The 15,623-nt window shown below is 71.9% G+C and carries 16 protein-coding genes and 1 tRNA gene; 11 read left to right on the forward strand and 6 right to left on the reverse strand.

The window, feature by feature from the left end; genetic code table 11:
- Positions 1-27 precede the first annotated feature (27 nt).
- Entirely contained in the window at positions 28-729 is a 702-nt protein-coding gene (locus tag SPOPO_RS0121950) for a histidine phosphatase family protein (RefSeq protein WP_019877252.1), read from the reverse strand.
- Between the two features lie 47 nt (positions 730-776).
- Positions 777-1,826 carry an LLM class F420-dependent oxidoreductase gene (locus SPOPO_RS0121955; protein WP_019877253.1) on the reverse strand — a complete coding sequence of 350 codons (1,050 nt, stop codon included), beginning with the start codon at positions 1,824-1,826 and terminating at the stop codon, positions 777-779.
- A 112-nt stretch (positions 1,827-1,938) separates the two neighbouring features.
- Here SPOPO_RS0121955 and SPOPO_RS0121960 point away from each other — a divergent pair, with 112 nt between their 5' ends.
- Complete coding sequence (locus tag SPOPO_RS0121960; protein ID WP_019877255.1) at positions 1,939-2,916, forward strand: aldo/keto reductase; 978 nt, start codon at positions 1,939-1,941, stop codon at positions 2,914-2,916.
- Positions 2,917-2,936: 20 nt separating this feature from the next.
- On the opposite strand, the gene SPOPO_RS31055 is transcribed toward SPOPO_RS0121960, so the two are convergent.
- Positions 2,937-3,554: a hypothetical protein gene (locus SPOPO_RS31055; RefSeq protein ID WP_019877256.1), complete on the reverse strand. Its 618-nt coding sequence runs from the start codon at positions 3,552-3,554 to the stop codon at positions 2,937-2,939.
- A 55-nt stretch (positions 3,555-3,609) separates the two neighbouring features.
- On the opposite strand from SPOPO_RS31055, the gene SPOPO_RS0121970 reads away from it, so the two are divergent.
- Entirely contained in the window at positions 3,610-3,795 is a 186-nt protein-coding gene (locus SPOPO_RS0121970) for a DUF5703 family protein (RefSeq protein WP_019877258.1), read from the forward strand.
- A gap of 57 nt (positions 3,796-3,852) precedes the next feature.
- Here the strand turns inward: SPOPO_RS0121970 and SPOPO_RS0121975 are convergent, their stop codons facing one another.
- Positions 3,853-5,181 carry a M20/M25/M40 family metallo-hydrolase gene (locus SPOPO_RS0121975; RefSeq protein WP_019877259.1) on the reverse strand — a complete coding sequence of 443 codons (1,329 nt, stop codon included), beginning with the start codon at positions 5,179-5,181 and terminating at the stop codon, positions 3,853-3,855.
- 106 nt (positions 5,182-5,287) lie between these two features.
- Between SPOPO_RS0121975 and SPOPO_RS0121980 the strand changes: the two genes are divergently transcribed.
- Positions 5,288-5,371 (forward strand) — tRNA-Leu (locus SPOPO_RS0121980).
- An 89-nt stretch (positions 5,372-5,460) separates the two neighbouring features.
- Here SPOPO_RS0121980 and SPOPO_RS33950 read toward each other — a convergent pair.
- A complete protein-coding gene (locus tag SPOPO_RS33950; protein ID WP_019877260.1) occupies positions 5,461-5,583 on the reverse strand; it encodes a type II toxin-antitoxin system YoeB family toxin in 123 nt (40 codons plus the stop codon).
- Between the two features lie 29 nt (positions 5,584-5,612).
- Here SPOPO_RS33950 and SPOPO_RS0121990 point away from each other — a divergent pair, with 29 nt between their 5' ends.
- A complete protein-coding gene (locus SPOPO_RS0121990; protein ID WP_019877261.1) occupies positions 5,613-6,233 on the forward strand; it encodes an alpha-ketoglutarate-dependent dioxygenase AlkB in 621 nt (206 codons plus the stop codon).
- Between the two features lie 12 nt (positions 6,234-6,245).
- On the opposite strand, the gene SPOPO_RS34540 is transcribed toward SPOPO_RS0121990, so the two are convergent.
- Complete coding sequence (locus tag SPOPO_RS34540; RefSeq protein ID WP_019877262.1) at positions 6,246-6,833, reverse strand: hypothetical protein; 588 nt, start codon at positions 6,831-6,833, stop codon at positions 6,246-6,248.
- 164 nt (positions 6,834-6,997) lie between these two features.
- Between SPOPO_RS34540 and SPOPO_RS0122000 the strand changes: the two genes are divergently transcribed.
- The 7 genes from SPOPO_RS0122000 (at position 6,998) to SPOPO_RS0122030 (ending at position 15,608) form a co-directional block, all read left to right on the forward strand.
- On the forward strand, positions 6,998-7,612 hold the full coding sequence (locus tag SPOPO_RS0122000; RefSeq protein ID WP_028985016.1) for a flavin reductase family protein: 615 nt from the start codon (positions 6,998-7,000) through the stop codon (positions 7,610-7,612).
- 819 nt (positions 7,613-8,431) lie between these two features.
- Complete coding sequence (locus SPOPO_RS0122005) at positions 8,432-9,526, forward strand: heme/hemin ABC transporter substrate-binding protein (protein ID WP_211210945.1); 1,095 nt, start codon at positions 8,432-8,434, stop codon at positions 9,524-9,526.
- Positions 9,523-10,833, forward strand: a complete 1,311-nt coding sequence (locus SPOPO_RS0122010; RefSeq protein WP_019877265.1) for a FecCD family ABC transporter permease — start codon at positions 9,523-9,525, stop codon at positions 10,831-10,833. Before SPOPO_RS0122005 ends, SPOPO_RS0122010 begins: the two co-directional genes overlap by 4 nt.
- Positions 10,830-11,699, forward strand: coding sequence for a heme ABC transporter ATP-binding protein (locus SPOPO_RS31060; protein WP_019877267.1), 870 nt, complete (start codon positions 10,830-10,832; stop codon positions 11,697-11,699). Before SPOPO_RS0122010 ends, SPOPO_RS31060 begins: the two co-directional genes overlap by 4 nt.
- A complete protein-coding gene (locus tag SPOPO_RS0122020) occupies positions 11,699-12,682 on the forward strand; it encodes a hypothetical protein (protein ID WP_156870121.1) in 984 nt (327 codons plus the stop codon). The genes SPOPO_RS31060 and SPOPO_RS0122020 overlap by 1 nt, the downstream gene beginning before the upstream one ends.
- 65 nt (positions 12,683-12,747) lie before the next feature.
- A complete protein-coding gene (locus tag SPOPO_RS33155; protein WP_019877268.1) occupies positions 12,748-14,034 on the forward strand; it encodes an HtaA domain-containing protein in 1,287 nt (428 codons plus the stop codon).
- A gap of 161 nt (positions 14,035-14,195) precedes the next feature.
- The gene (locus SPOPO_RS0122030) at positions 14,196-15,608 is read left to right on the forward strand and encodes a hypothetical protein (protein ID WP_156870123.1); all 1,413 of its coding nucleotides are present in this window, start codon (positions 14,196-14,198) and stop codon (positions 15,606-15,608) included.
- The last annotated feature ends 15 nt before the right edge of the window (positions 15,609-15,623 follow it).

Raw genomic sequence — 15,623 nt, forward strand, 5'->3', positions numbered from 1 at the left:
ATCTCGCAGCTGGTGAGCCTGCGCTGCTCAGGCGCCCGCGCCGCCACCGACGACGGCGTCGGAGCTGCGGCGCCGGCGGCGCTTGACCTTCGGTGGTTGGTACGCGGACACGTCCCCGCCGACGTCGTTGACGCGGAGCACGAAGGGCCGGGTCTCGGTGTAGCTGATCGCCGTGACCGACCCGGGGTCGACGACGATGCGCTGGAAGTTGTCCAGGTGCATGGCCAGGGCGTCGGCGACGATCGCCTTGATCACGTCGCCGTGCGAGCAGGCCACCCAGACCGAGTTCGGGCCGTGCTCGGCCGCGATCCTGGCGTCCCAGTGCCGGATCGCCGCGACGCCGCGGGCCGCCATCGCGGCCATCGACTCCCCGTCGGCCCCGGGGAAGACCGCCGCGCTGGGGTGGGCCTGCACGACCCGCCACAGGGGCTCCTTGACCAGCTCGGAGAGCTTGCGCCCGGTCCAGTCGCCGTAGCGGCACTCGCCGAAGCGTTTCTCGGTGACGCGCTTGCGCCCGGTCTTGGCGACCAACGGCGCGACCGTCTCCTGGCAGCGCTGCAGCGGGCTGGACACGATCGCGGCCAGGGGCAGCTCGCCGAGCCGCAGCGCGAGGGCCTCGGCCTGCTCGCGGCCACGGTCGTCCAGGCCGACGCCGGGCGTCCACCCGGCGAGGACGCCGGAGGTGTTCGCGGTCGAGCGGCCGTGGCGGACGAGGAGAACGGTGGGCACCCACTCAACCTAGTTGCTCGGAGGGGATGACACGGAATGACGCGGCGTCAGCTGGCGGTCCCCGACTTCTCCAGCGCCTCGACGGCCGCGCGCAGCAGACCGGCGCCGCCCTGGGGCCCCTGGTGGTAGAGCGCCAGGTTGATCGTGGTGACGCCGGCGTCGGCGTACTCCCGGATGCGGTCGGCGATGCGGTCGACCGGGCCGAGCAGCGCGATGCGCTCGAGGAACTCCAGCGGGAGCGCGGCCTCGGCCTCGGCGTAGCGCTTCTCCAGGTACAGCTCCTGGCAACGCGTGGCCTCGGCCTCGTAGCCCATCCGGCAGGCGAGGTCGTTGTAGAAGTTCTTCTCCCGCACGCCCATGCCGCCGACGTAGAGGGCGGTCTGGCGGCGCGTCACGTCGGCACAGGCGGCGACGTCGTCGCCCACCACGAACGGGATCGAGGGCGAGACGTCGAAGCCCTCCATCGTCTTCCCGGCCTTGGCGCGGCCCTCGGCGATCTGGCCGAGGATGCCCGGCAGCGTCCCGGTGTCGCAGAACAGGCCGAGCCAGCCGTCGGCGATCTCACCGGTGAGACGCAGGTTCTGCGGGCCCAGCGAGCCGAGGTAGATCGGGATCCGGTCGCGGACCGGGTGGATGATCAGGTTCAACTGCTTGCCGAGGCCGTCCGGCAGCGGCAGCGTCCAGTGCTTGCCGGAGTACACGACCTCCTCGCGGCGCAGCGCCTTGTTCACGATCTCGATGTACTCACGCGTCCGGCCGATCGGCGCGGTGAACGGGACGCCGTACCAGCCCTCGGAGACCTGGGGCCCGGAGACACCGAGACCGAGGCGCATCCGCCCGCCCGACAGCGAATCCAGCGTCGCCGCCGTCATCGCGGTCATCGTGGGCTGGCGGGCCGGGATCTGGAACACCGCGGAGCCGAGGTCGATGTTCTTCGTCAGGGCGGCGATGTAGCCCAGCACGGTCGCGGCGTCCGAGCCGTAGGCCTCCGCGGCCCAGACGACGGAGAACCCGAGCTCGTCGGCCTCCTTCGCCAGCGCGATGTTGGAGGCGTCGTTGCCCATCCCCCAGTAGCCGAGATTCAGCCCGAGCCGCACGATCGTCCCCGTCCTGACCGGCGCTGGCACCGGTCGCCTCGCCGCACACTATCCGCGCGCCGTTCGGGGCTGAACGCCTGTGGCGGTTAGCCTTCCGGGCATGGGACCGGGCATGGAATACCGCCACCTGGGGCGCAGCGGACTCGCCGTCTCCCGGCTGGGTCTCGGAACCATGACGTGGGGTGTCGACACCGACACCGACGAAGCCGCCCAGATCCTCGCCGCGTTCTGTGACGCCGGTGGCACCCTGGTCGACACCGCGGCGGTCTACGGCGACGGCAAGGCCGAGGCGATCCTGGGCGAACTGCTCGGCGGCACCGTGCCGCGCGAGGACGTGGTGCTGGCCACCAAAGCCGGCATTTCGCACCGGAACGGGCACAACCTGCTCGACACGTCCCGCCGTGCGCTGCTCGACAGCCTCGACGCCTCGCTCGCCCGGCTCGGCACGGACCACGTGGACCTCTGGCAGGTGCACGTCTACTCCAGCGCCACCCCCGCCGCCGAGGTGATGTCCGCCCTCGAGCAGGCCGTCGCCTCCGGGCGCGCCCGCTACGTCGGGGTCTCGAACTACGGCGGCTGGCAGCTCGCCCAGGCCGCGACCCTGCAGCAGAACTCCGCGATCGGCGCACAGATCGTCGGCGACCAGGTCGAGTACTCGTTGCTGAACCGGAACGTCGAGTCCGAGGTCCTTCCGGCCGCCCACGCCCTCGGCGTCGGCGTCCTGGCGTGGTCGCCGCTCGGGCGGGGCGTCCTCACCGGCAAGTACCGGACCGGCACGCCGGTCGACTCCCGCGCCGCCTCCTCGCGTTTCGGCGGGTTCGTCGAGGGCTACCTGAACCCGACCGCCCGCGCGGTCGTCGACGCCGTCGCCACCGCGGCAGGCGGGCTCGGGTGCAGCCCGCTGGAGGTCGCGCTGTCCTGGGTGCGCGACCACGCCGGCGTCACCGCCGCGATCGTCGGGGCCCGGACCCGCAACCAGCTCCAGGCCTCCCTGAACGCCGAGGGCGTGACGCTCCCGGCCGAGATCCGGGCCGCCCTCGACGACGTCTCCGACCCCCGCCGGGCGGCGGGGACGGCGGCGGACCAGTAGGCCGAGGAGCTGGCCCAGAGCTAGCCCTCGTCGTCGGGCTCGACCGGGGACTCCAGGCGGCACAGCGCCCGTTCCGGGAGCGCGCCGGCGAACGGGTCGGCCATCCAGGCGGGGTCGTCCTCGCCCGGGTCGGCGTCGTCGGTCGCGAGCACCCAGGTGGCGAACCCGTGCGGCTGCAGGCCCATCCGGACCACGGTCTCGGGGGTGCCGATCTGCGTGTGCCCGAGGGCCGCGACCAGCGCCGCCAGGCCGACGGCCACGTCGGGGACCGACTCCCCGACCGCCTGCTCCGCCACCGACGTCAGCGTCGCCGGGTCGACGACGCTGAAGTCCCAGCGCGCGACCAGGCTGAGTCGCTCGAGGCTGATCACCTCGGCGCCGTGGTCGTCGCCGCCGTCCAGGTCGGGGAGGTCGAACGGCGTCACCTCGTCGTGCTCGGTGTAGAGGGCGACGTCGTACTCCGCCGCGGCCGCGCGCAGTTCCTTGTACGCCTGCTGGACAGCCGGGTCGTGCTCGGACTCCCGAGCCTCGACGGCGGCGAGATGGGCGTCCAGGGCGGCGTGGAGTCGCTCGGCGGCGGCGCGGGCACCGGTCGCGGAGTCGTGGCCGGCCGCGTGCGGGGTGTCGGTTTGTGCCATGTGCGCAACCTAGCCGGGTCCCCTCGGCCACAATGGGCCACCAGTGAGGAGGCGTATGACGACGTACGAGTTCCGCACCCTGTACCTGCCGCGCGGCATCTCCCGCTCCGCCGCGCAGCGCATACTCACCGACGAGGCCGAGTACGGCCACTGGGAGCTGGACCGGCTCCGCCTCTTCGCCGACGGCAGCCGGCGCGTCCGCCTCCGCCGCCGCGTCATCCGCGCCGTCCGCACCGCCTGACCCCGTTGCGTCCGAACATGTGGCCGCTATGGCAGCCACATCTTCGGACGTCCTGGCTCAGCAGGTGCGCAGGAACCGGTCGAGGACGCGGACGCCGAACTGGAGCCCGTCGATCGGGACCCGCTCGTCGACGCCGTGGAACATGCCGGAGAAGTCGAGGTCGGCCGGGAGCCGGAGCGGGGCGAAGCCGAAGCACCGCATCCCGAGGTCGGAGAAGGACTTCGCGTCGGTGCCGCCGGAGAGCGTGTACGGGATCGCGCGAGCCTCGGGGTCCTCGGCGAGCAGGGCGGCGACCATCGCGTCGACGAGGGCGCCGTCGAACGTCGTCTCGAGCGCCTTGTCGTGGTGGAGCATCTCGATCGCGATGTTCTCCCCCACGACCTCCTGGACCTGCTCCAGGAACTCCTCCTCGTACCCGGGCAGGAAGCGCCCGTCGACGACCGCGTGGGCCTCGCCGGGAATGACGTTGGTCTTGTAGCCGGCCATCAGCATCGTCGGGTTCGCGGTGTTGCGCAGGGTCGCGCCGATCATGCGGGCCATCGAGCCGAGCTGGGCGATCGTGGCGTCCATGTCGTCGGGGTCGAGGGTGATCCCGAACACGTCCGCTATCTCGTCGAGGAAGGCCTGCATGGTCTTCGTCATGCGGATCGGGAACTGGTGCGCCCCGAGCCGGGCGACGGCCTCGCACAGGGCCGTGACGGCGTTGTCCTCGGCGATCATCGAGCCGTGGCCGGCGCGGCCGTGCGCGGTCAGGCGCATCCAGGCCATGCCCTTCTGCGCGGTCTCGATCGCGTAGAGGCGCTTGCCCGCCACCGTCAGGGAGAAGCCCCCGACCTCGCTAATCGCCTCGGTGCAGCCCTCGAACTTCTCGGCGTGGTTGTCGACCAGGTACCGCGCGCCGTAGGTGCCGCCGGCCTCCTCGTCGGCGACGAACGCGAGGACGATGTCGCGCGGCGGTACGGTGCCCTCGCGCATCCACTGCCGGATCACCGCGAGCACCATCGCGTCGGTGTCCTTCATGTCCACCGCACCGCGGCCCCAGATGCAGCCGTCCTGAATCTCGCCGGCGAACGGCGGCAGCGTCCACTGGTCGGGGAACGCGGGGACGACGTCGATGTGGCCGTGGATCAGCAGTGCCCCGCGGGACCGGTCCGCCCCGGCGATCCGGGTGACGACACTCGCCCGACCCGGCTCGGACTCGAGGATCTCGGTGTCGAGCCCGACCTCGGAGAGCTTCTCCGCGACGTACTCCGCCGCGGCGCGCTCCCCCGGCCCCGAGCCGTCGCCGAAGTTCACCGATTCGATGCGGATGAGGTCCTGGCAGAGGCCGACGACCTCCGCCTGCGCCGCGGTCGTGTCGGCGCCCGGGTCCGGGGTTGCGTTCATGACCACATCCTGCCCCCGAAGGGGGGAGGACGCACTCAGCACCTCTCCCGGCGGTGCTAAGGTTGGCGCGCTTCCGGGGCCGCGATCCGGTCCCCGGAGCGCATGCGCGCGGGTGGCGGAATTGGCAGACGCGCTAGCTTGAGGTGCTAGTGCCCGCAAGGGCATGGGGGTTCAAGTCCCCCCTCGCGCACAGACGAAAGGCCCCTGACCGGGAATGGTCGGGGGCCTTCGTCCGTCCGGACGCTTCCGCGGAAGCGTTGTGCGCAGCGGTCCCCCAGCTCAGTAGTGATGGCGAGCCTGGATGACGACGAGGTACTTGTCGTCGACGACGGTGTGGACCAACCGATGCTCGTCGGTGATCCGCCGCGCCGAACTGCCGACCCTCGCCCGGACAGGAGACATCGAACTTCTGTTCGAGTAGGCTCGGCTCCATGTTGCAGGGATCGCTGCTCGACCTCGCGGAGGAGGTGACGGTCGGGCCGCTCGGGGACACGGTCGAACGGGTCCCGCTGTCCGACGGGGCGTGGATCGACGTCCGCCGCGGGTGGATCGCCGGCGCGGACCTGCTGTTCGAGCGCCTGCGGGACGGCGTCGAGTGGCGCGCCGAACGCCGTCCGATGTACGAGCGGGTCGTCGACGTGCCGCGGCTGCTCTGCTTCCTCGGCGAGGGCGCGCCGGCGCCGGACCCCGCCGTCGCCGAGGCGCACGCGGCGCTCAACGCGCACTACGGGCCCGAGCTCGGCGAACCGTTCGCGACGATCGGGATGTGCCTGTACCGGGACGGCCGGGACTCGGTCGCCTGGCACGGCGACACGATCGGGCGCAGCCGGACCGAGGACACGATGGTCGCCATCCTGTCCGTCGGCGCCGCGCGGACGCTCTCGTTACGGCCCAAGACCGGCGGCCGGACGCTGCGCTACGAGCTCGGGCACGGCGACCTGCTCGTGATGGGCGGGTCCTGCCAGCGGACCTGGGATCACGCCGTGTTCAAGACCGCGAAGCCCTGCGGGCCGCGCATCAGCATCCAGTTCCGACCGCGCGGGGTCTCCTGACCCACAGCGGGGTCAGGAGACGGGCTGCTCCGGCTTCGGCTGGGGCTGCTCGGGCTGCGGCTGCTCGCCGCCGGGCTCGGGGGCCGTGGTGGCGCCGGGGTCCGGCTTCGGCGTCGCCTTCGGCGTCTGGCCGGGGCGGCACAGGATGAGGACGGTGCAGTCGTCCCCGCGGCCACCGCCACCACCACCGCCGCCACCGCCGGGCAGCGGACTGACGACCGGGTCGTTGGGGTCCGGCGTGGGCGTCGGCTTCGGCGTCCGGGCCGGCTTCGGCGTCTTCAGCGGCTTCGGCGTCGCGACCGGGGGCAGGCCCACCGGGATCGGCGTCGCGACCGGCTGCTGCACGACGCGAGGCTCGACCGGGCCGGGCTCGACGCCGCCCTTGCCGACCGTGGTGATGCGGACCTTCTGGTCGCCGATGACGGTCTCCGCCTCGCGGTTCGACGGCAGCGCCCACTGGACGAACACCGAACCGAGCGCGATCACGGCGACCAGCGCGAGCACCAGGGCCGTCTCGGCCGTCAACGGGCCGACGCGCCGCACCGGTTCGTCATCGACGACCGGTGGCGGGGCGGCTCGGCGCCGTCCGTGCTGCGACATGCGATCAGAATCCCATCCGGGACGAGCTTCGACTCCCCCCGTTCGGAGTTTTTGACCTCCCGCCCACCCGGGTCAAGCAGGAGCAACCGGGTGATCCCCCCGTGATCTGAACTGTGACCTGGGCCGTGATCTTCGTCGCGGCGCTCCCCGCCTACGATGACGGCGTGCGCATCGACGTCGATCCCGAGGCGGCGCACCCCACCTTCTACCGATTTATGACGGCCGTGGTCGTGCCGCGACCGATCGCCTGGGTCTCCACCCGATCGGCGGACGGCGTCGACAACCTGGCCCCGCACTCCTTCTTCACGGTCTCCTGCGTGCGTCCCCCGATCCTCCAGTTCACCTCCGTGGGGCGGAAGGACTCGCTGCGCAACGTCGAGGCCACGGGCGAGTTCGTCATCAACCTCGCACCCGAGCCGTTGTTCGAGCAGATCAACGCCACCGGCACCGATTTCCCTTCTGAGGTAAGCGAATTCGACGCCGTCGGCCTCACCCGCGAACCGGCGACGAAGGTCGCGCCGCCCCGGGTCGCGGAGTCCCCGGTCGCGATCGAGTGCCGGCTCCACTCCACCGTCGGACTGGGCGACTCGACCCTTGTCCTCGGTCGCGTGGTGCACGCCGTCGTGAACGAGGACGTTCTCGTCGACGGGCACCCGGCACTCGACCTGCTCGCACCGCTCAGCCGCCTCGGCCGCAACGAGTGGGGCGACCCCCCGGCCGTCCGCCGGATCGACCGGATCCGGTACGCCGACTGGCCGGATCACTACCGGGCACCCTGACCGCGGACTGGCGCACAGGCACCTCGCGCGGTGTCCGCGTGGTGGGCTCGTCTTACCTGTGGGAGCTCCCAGACTCGGGCACCCGCGGCGACCGGTGGTTGACACGTGAACCGCAATCGGATTTAGTCCCACCGACTAAGGCGAGCCTAACCAAACCTGGTTGCCGCAATCGCTGACTGCCAAACCCACCAAGACGGTGGACGCTCGCACTCGCGGGCGGCCACTACCGCTCCGACGGGCGTGTCGGAAGCGGCCGCCGTCGGCGGCGTCGTTCGCGGCGTCGCCGGCGGCGGGCAGGTGGGAAATGATCTTGGTAGTCCCATTGCCTACTGCATTCGGGGGATGACGCTGCGCCACGGGCGGCAGCGCTCCCCGCGCCACCAGCGCATCTCGCTGCCACCACGCCGGTCGTCACGCTGTGTCGTGCGACGACCCGGAGAATTGCTCGGTACTGCGAGCGGGTGTGGTCTCAGTCACTCGCGATGCCTATGGACTGTGTGACCGGTCAACTACATGCCGTCATACGCCCAGCATCCGGGCCGGGACGAAACCCGTGGGTGTGCCCCAACTGTCCGTGATCGAAACCTCCGCAGCGCAACGCGTAGTTGACACCGTTTTGGGGCTCGGCTTAGGTGTGCGCTCAGGTAAGGCTTTCCTTACTTCGTCCGGGGACGCCCCCTCGGCACGGCTGTCGGAACGGCCCGCAGAAGCCCATTTCTCCTGGCCGATGTCGTGTGAAGGGTTCGGATGCTCCCCGCTTCACTGCGCCCTGCCACCGTGCAGGTCGGTGCTTCGGTTCGAGTCGCGTTGGCGGCCTCGGTGGCGTTCGCCTGCCTCGGCCTCGCCGCGTGCGGGTCGACCGAGCACCCCTCGACCGCGCTCACCGGCGCGCAGTCCGACCCGTCCTCCGGGCAGTCGACCGAGGACGCCGCGTTGCCGTCGAGCCCGCAGACGACGAGTGGGACGAGCGAGCGGGCCTGCGTCGGGCCGGCGACCGCGGTCGCGAACGGCACGGTCGCCCCGGTGGCGACCGGCAGCACGCCGAACCTGCCGGTCACGTACACCGACAGCCGCGGCAAGCAGATCACCGTCTCCTCGGCCGAGCGGGTGCTCGCCCTCGACGTGGCCGGGACCATCGCCTCGACGGTCTACGCCCTCGGGCTCGGCGACCGCCTGATCGGCCGCGACGTGTCCACGGGCATCCCGGAGCTCGCGGACCGTCCGGTCGTCACGCACAACGGGCACGAACTCAACGCCGAGGCGATTCTCGACCTCGCCCCCGACCTGGTCGTGACCGACTACAGCATCGGCCCCCTCGAGGTGCAGATGCAGATCGAGGAGTCGGGCATCCCCGTCGTCATCCTGTCGAGCCAGCGCAACCGGTCGACGATCGCGCCGCAGATCCGCGAGGTCGCGGGCGTCTTCGGTCTCCCCGAACTCGGTGAGCAGCTCGCCACCCGCGTCGAGGCGGACATCGCCGCCGCCGAGGCGCGCATCGAGGCGCTGGCTCCGGCCGATCCGGCCCAGCGGCTGCGCATGGCGTTCCTGTACATGCGCGGGACCGCCGGCGTGTACAGCTGGCTGGGCAAGGGCTCGGGTGCCGACGACCTGATCACGTCGCTGCGCGGCATCGACGTCGCCGGCGAGCTCGGCATCGCGGACTCCCGGCCGATCAACGCCGAGGGGCTCGTGAAGTCCGACCCCGACCTGTTCCTGATGATGAGCCACGGCCTGGAGTCGGTCGGCGGAGTGACGGGGCTTCAGAAAGTTCCGGGCATCGCCGACACCGACGCGGGGCGCGCCGGCTGCGTGGTCGACATGGTCGACTACCAGATCCTGAGCTTCGGGCCGCAGTTCCCGGCCACGCTCGACGCCCTCGCCACCGCCGTGTACGAGCAGGCGGCGCCGCGATGACGACCCAGCACCACGTCGGCGCGCACCCCGAAACCGGCGCTCACCCCGTGGCCGGCGCTCACCCGGTGCCGCCGCCGATGGCCTGGCCGCCGCAGTCGCAGTCGAAGTCGGCAACCGTCGAGCCGCACGACTGCCCGGACTGCCGGGCCCGCACCGCGGTGGCCGCGCCGACCCCCGCGGTCGGCCCCCAGCCGGCGGTCGCGCCGCGCCCGAAGTCCATCGACCGCGGGCGCCCGACGAACCCGCCGAGGATTCCCGAGCTGCCGCCGGCGCACGGCCGTCGCGCCGTGGTCGTGCTCGCCGGTCTCGCCGTCGCGCTGTTCCTCGCCGGCCTGGTCTCGGCCGGGACCGGTCAACTGCACGTCGCGCCGGACGAGGTCTTCGGCTCGCTTCTGCACAAGATGAACATCTCCCTGGGCCCCATGCCCTCGCACCCCAACGGCGACGCGGTGCTGTGGAACATCCGCTTCCCGCGCCTGGTGATGTGCCTGCTCGTCGGGGCGGCGCTGGGAGCGAGCGGCGCGGTCATGCAGGGCGTGTTCAGCAACCCGCTCGCCGAGCCCGCGGTCATCGGCGTCTCGTCGGGCGCGGCCGTCGGCGCCTGCGCGGTCATCGTGTTCGGCTGGACCTTCGCGGGCTCGCTGACGATCGCGGCGGCGGCCTTCCTCACCGCGCTGTTCACGACGCTGCTCGTCTACACGCTCTCGCGCCGCGAGGGCCGTACCGAGGCGGTCACGCTCGTCCTCATGGGCATCGCCGTGCAGGCCGTGTGCAGCGGCCTGATCGCCTACCTGGTCTTCCTCGGCGACACCGCGTCCCGCGAGCAGATCGTGTTCTGGCAGCTCGGCAGCTTCAACGGCAGCCGCTGGCAGCACGTCTACATCGCCGCTCCGTGCATCCTCGTCGGCATCCTCGGTGTGCTGTTCCTGTCGAGGCAGCTCGACCTGCTCGCCCTCGGCGAGCGGCCCGCGCGCCACCTCGGCGTCAACGTCGAGCGCCTGCGTCTGACCTCGATCGTGCTCGTCACGCTCTGCGTCGCGGCGGCCGTCGCCTTCTCCGGGATCATCGCGTTCATCGGCCTCGTCGTCCCGCACCTCGTGCGGATGGCGGTCGGGCCGGGCCACACCGTCCTCGTGCCGGCGTCGGCCCTCGGTGGCGCGCTGGTGCTGACGATCGCCGACCTGGTCGCGCGCACCGCGGTCGACTACGCCGATCTGCCGATCGGCATGCTCACCGCGCTCGTCGGCGGCCCGTTCTTCTTCTGGCTCCTCATGCGGGCCCGTGCGAAGGCGGGAGGCTGGGCGTGAAGACCACCACCCTCACCCAGCGCGAGCTCCGGCTCCCCACCCTGAAGGCGCCGGGTGACGTCGTCGCCGAGGCGCGCGACGTGTGCGTCACGCTCGGTGGCGCGGCGATCCTGCGCAACGTCGACCTGCAGATCCGCGCGGGCCGGGTCCTCGCCCTCGTCGGGCCCAACGGCGCCGGCAAGTCGACCTTGCTCGGTGCGATCTCCGGCGACCTCGAGCCGACGTCCGGCACCGTCAGCATCGACGGCGCCACCCCCTCGGCCTGGACGTGGCGCGAGCTGGCGATCCGCCGCGGGGTGCTCATGCAGCGCGTCGACGTCACGTTCCCGTTCGTCGTGACCGAGGTCGTGCGGATGGGCCGCTCCCCCTGGGCCGGCACTGCCGCCGAGGACTGGGACGACGAGATCGTCGCCGACGCGATGGTCGAGGCCGACGTCACCAGGTTCACCGACCGGGTCTTCAACTCGCTCTCCGGTGGTGAGCGCGCCCGCGCGGCCATGGCTCGGGTGCTCGCGCAGGAGGCCGGCCTGCTGCTGCTCGACGAGCCAACCGCGGCCATGGACATCAAGCACCAGGAGCTCGTGCTCCAGCTCGCCCGCGGCCGCGCCCAACGCGGCGACGCGGTCGTGGTCGTCATGCACGACCTCGCGCTCGCGGCCGCCTACGCCGACGACATCGCGGTCATGTCGCGCGGGCAGATCGCCGCCGTCGGCCACCCGGGCACGGTGCTCACCCCCGAGCTGCTGACCCGCGTCTACGAGCACCCGATCGAGGTCCTGCGCCACCCCCGTACCGGCGCGGTCGTCGTCCTGCCCCGACGGGACTTCTCGGTCGTCCCCACTGCCCCATCGCAAAGGAGTCACTGATGCGCCGTCAGATACGCCGCCGGATGCGCAGTCGGATTGCTGCCGCGCTGCTCGCCTGCGGTCTGGCCGGTGTGGCGCTTCCCGCCGCCGCCGTCCCGACCGGTCAGGGCACGGGCAACCCCACGCTCTCCGCGTCGCCCTCGACCGGGCTCGCCGCCTCCGGCAAGACGACGATCCAGGTCCGCGGCATCGACTACCTCGTGCCCCCGTCGGCCGAGAACGTGCCCGTCGACGGCGGCATCTACGTCTTCTTCGGCTGGGTCGACACCGCGAAGAAGTGGGGTCCGAGCGGGCGCAACATCAACAACACCGACGGCAACTTCGGGACGACCTACCTGTACCCGGGTGCCGGCGGCAGCGCGGACAGCCGCGACAACGGCAACGGCACGGTCTTCATCTCGTTCAGCGCCTCGGGTGAGTCCGGCGACGCCACCGGCTTCCACATGGACCGCAACGGCAACTGGTCGGTCCCGATCGAGGTACCGGGTGCCGTTTTCACCACCGAACTGCCGGGCGGCGCCGGGACCAAGACCACCGACTGCCGGCAGGTCACCTGCGGCGTCTTCACCTTCGGCGCGCACGGCAAGGCCAGCGCCACCAACGAGAAGTTCACCCCGCTGAGCTTCGCGGGCGGCTCCACCGGCGGCGCGTCCGGCGGCGCGACCGCCACGCCGAAGCCCAGCAGCACCCCGAACGTCACGACCACGGTGGCCCCGACGCCGGCGAGCGCGACGCCGAAGGCCACCACCTCCGGGTACGACGCGAACGGCGCCCCGACGCGGCTTCCCCAGACCGGAATCGCCGAGGACTTTCCCGTCACGGTCGCCCCCGCCCCGCTTGACGGCAGCACCGTTGCCGTCGGCGTGAGCGCCGCGAGCGACTCGGGCGGCGGAGGCCTCGCCATGTTCGGCGTGGCCGCCCTGGTCGCGCTGGTCGTCGCCCTCACGGCATCTCTGTTCTGGCGCTACGGCGTCCGGGATTGATCCGTCGGTCGACGGCAGTACCACTCGTAACACGCAGCACCACAACCAAAGGAGGAGCTGACCACATGACGGTCACTCAGCTGAAAGAACGCGGGCGACCACGCCTGCGCGCGCTGGCGGCCGCCGCCGCGGGGGCCCTGGCCCTCACGGGCGTCGGCGTCGTCAACGCATCGACCGCGAACGCCGAGGTGCTCAACGCCACCGGTGGGTCGCTGCAGTGGGGCCTCAAGTCGAGCCTGCTGAGCTACCACTTCGCCCTGCACTCCGGCACCACGCAGGGTGCCGTCGCGGGCGACGGGGCCACCGCGAGTACGCAGACGCGCGGGTCGGGCGCGGAGACGTACCCGGCCTTCTGGAACTTCCCGTTCGTCAGCGGCAGTTACGACTCGACGACCCAGAAGTACACCGCGCAGTACGCCGGGTCCGTGACGCTGACCGAGAGCAACCCGGCGCCCAGCACCGGGCCGGGCAGCGCCAGTCCCTTCAAGAACTTCAAGGTGGCCAACCCGAAGGTCGTCATCGACCTGGCGAACAACACCAAGTCGCTGGTCCTCGACGTGGACCCGGGCTCGGACGGTGACCCGACCACCGAGGACGACCCGGCCGTGACCGGCGCCGACTTCGGCACGTTCCCGAACCTCACCACCGCGCTGACCCCGACCGGCGGCGCGATCGAGTACTCGAATGTCGCGGCGGCGCTGACCGCAGCCGGTTCGGCGGCCTTCGGCGGGTTCTACGGCGAGGGCACCGAGATCGACCCGGTCTCGTTCTCCCTCACCGGCCTCACCGGCGGTGGCCCCGGCGAAACCCCGGAGCCGACCCCGACCCCGACCCCGGAGGCCCCGGGCGACGGCGAGCAGCGGATCACCTTCTCGGTCCCGGAGGCGGGCGAGGACTGCGCCGGCGAGATCGCGTGGGCCATCAAGGCGGCCGAGGACGGTCTGGTCACCATGTCCGAGGCGGCCCTCAACGGCGACCACCTGGTCTCAACGGGCGCAATCGACCCGATCACGGTCTCGGACAGCCGCACCGGCAGCGACGCGGAGTGCACACCCGCCTTCACGATCTCGGGACAGGTGACCGACTTCGCGGGCCCGAACGGAGCCTCGATCCCAGGAGCGAACCTGGGGTGGACGCCGAACAGCGCGGCCGGGTTCATCGCGGCGGGCGGCGCGGTGGCCTCCGGCTACAACGGCGCGGGCCCCGGCCTGTCCCAGCCGTCGACCCTGGCGACCGTCGAGGGCGGCGAGCCCGGCACCGGTGACGCGGGTGCCGACCTGGAGCTCAAGGCGCCGGTCGAGGCCGAGCCGGGCGAGTACGAGGCGACTCTGACTCTCACCGGCATGTCCTGATCGACCGACTCGGCCGGCTGATCTGACGGTTAGTCAGCTATTAGTCAGCTCCACCTCACATCGTGGGGCGGTGGGTCCGAATGGAGCGCGGACCCACTGCCCCCCGATCCCCCACCGACCGACCGGGCCGGCCTCTTGCCGCCCAGAAGGCAGCGTCAGACATGAAAAACCATCAGAAGCGTGGGGCCAGACACGGCCTGCGCCGGGTCACCGCGGTGACCGGTGCCGCCACTCTGGCCGCCGCCACCCTCGTCGGCGGAGCCGGCTCGGCCACCGCGGCGGAGCAGACGATCACCGGCGCCTCGTTCACCTGGGGCCTGAACGACTACATCCAGTACACGGGCACCGGCGCCCCCGGCAGCTGCCACTACCTGGCCGCCGGCTCGCTCGACGGGACCAGCGCCGCCAACACCCAGGCCACGTACAAGGCCGTCGACGGCAACGTCACGATCAAGCTGGGTGACGGCGACCCGACCTGGGCCACGAAGTGCAGCGGCTTCGGGTCGTTCACCGGCGGCCAGACGACCACGGGCAATGCGGCCAACCAGCGCGTGGTCTGGAGCGGCGGCACCGGGACCCGGGACTCGTCCACGGGCGAGGCCACCATCACCTTCCCCGGCACGCTGTCGGTGAAGTTCAGCGGCGCGCCGTTCCGCATCGTCGACCCGGTCCTCACCGTCGACAGCGCGGGCACCGGCACCCTGAAAGCGGCCATCAAGGCCGGGGCGGACCCGGCGGCGACGGTCGACACGCCGGACGTCACGGTCGCCGAGCTGACCGGGCTGAACACCGGGAGCACGGCGGAGTTCACCACGACGCCGACCTTCTTCGGTCGGACGATCACGGTCGGCGCCGCCACCCAGCCGACGCAGGCGGCCAAGGATGCCTACGACCTGGTCGGTGCCAACCTCTGGGGCGCGTGGCCGGAGTCGTTCGTCAACGCGGCGAACACCGGCAGCGTCAACGCCGGCGGGCGCTTCTACAGCTCCAGCCCGACGACGACCGGCGACGGGTTCAAGGACCCCCTGCCGATCACCGTCAACTACGGCACCGTGACCGGCGGCGAGACGCCGGCGGACGGCCAGACCGTCACGGTCACGGTCCCGGAGGCTCCGGAGGAGTGCGCGGGTGAGGTCGTCTGGGCCCTGAAGAACGGGACCGACGGTGACGTGGCGCTGACCCCGGGCACGGCGGGTGCGGACCACCTGCCGTTCACGGGCGCGCTCGACCCGATCACGTTCACCGACGGTCGGACCGGCGACGGGGCGGCGTGCTACCCGTCCTTCGGAGTCTCCGGCCAGGTGAGCGACTTCACCGGGCCCGAGGGCGCCACGATCTCCGGCGCGAACCTCGGTTGGACGCCGAACGTCACCGGCGCGGGCCTGACGGCCGGCGCTCCGGTCGCGTCCGGCCTGGGCGGCGGGTCCGGTCTCTCGGAGCCCGCGACGCTGGCGACCACGACGGCAGGCAGCACCGGTTCCGGTGACGCCGGGGCGGACCTGGAGCTTCAGGCTCCGCTCGACGCCGACGCCGGTGATTACGAGGGCACGTTGACCCTCACCGCTCTGACCTGACGTCAGGCATTCCGG

This window comes from Sporichthya polymorpha DSM 43042 (assembly GCF_000384115.1).
In the GTDB taxonomy this organism is placed as follows: domain Bacteria; phylum Actinomycetota; class Actinomycetes; order Sporichthyales; family Sporichthyaceae; genus Sporichthya; species Sporichthya polymorpha.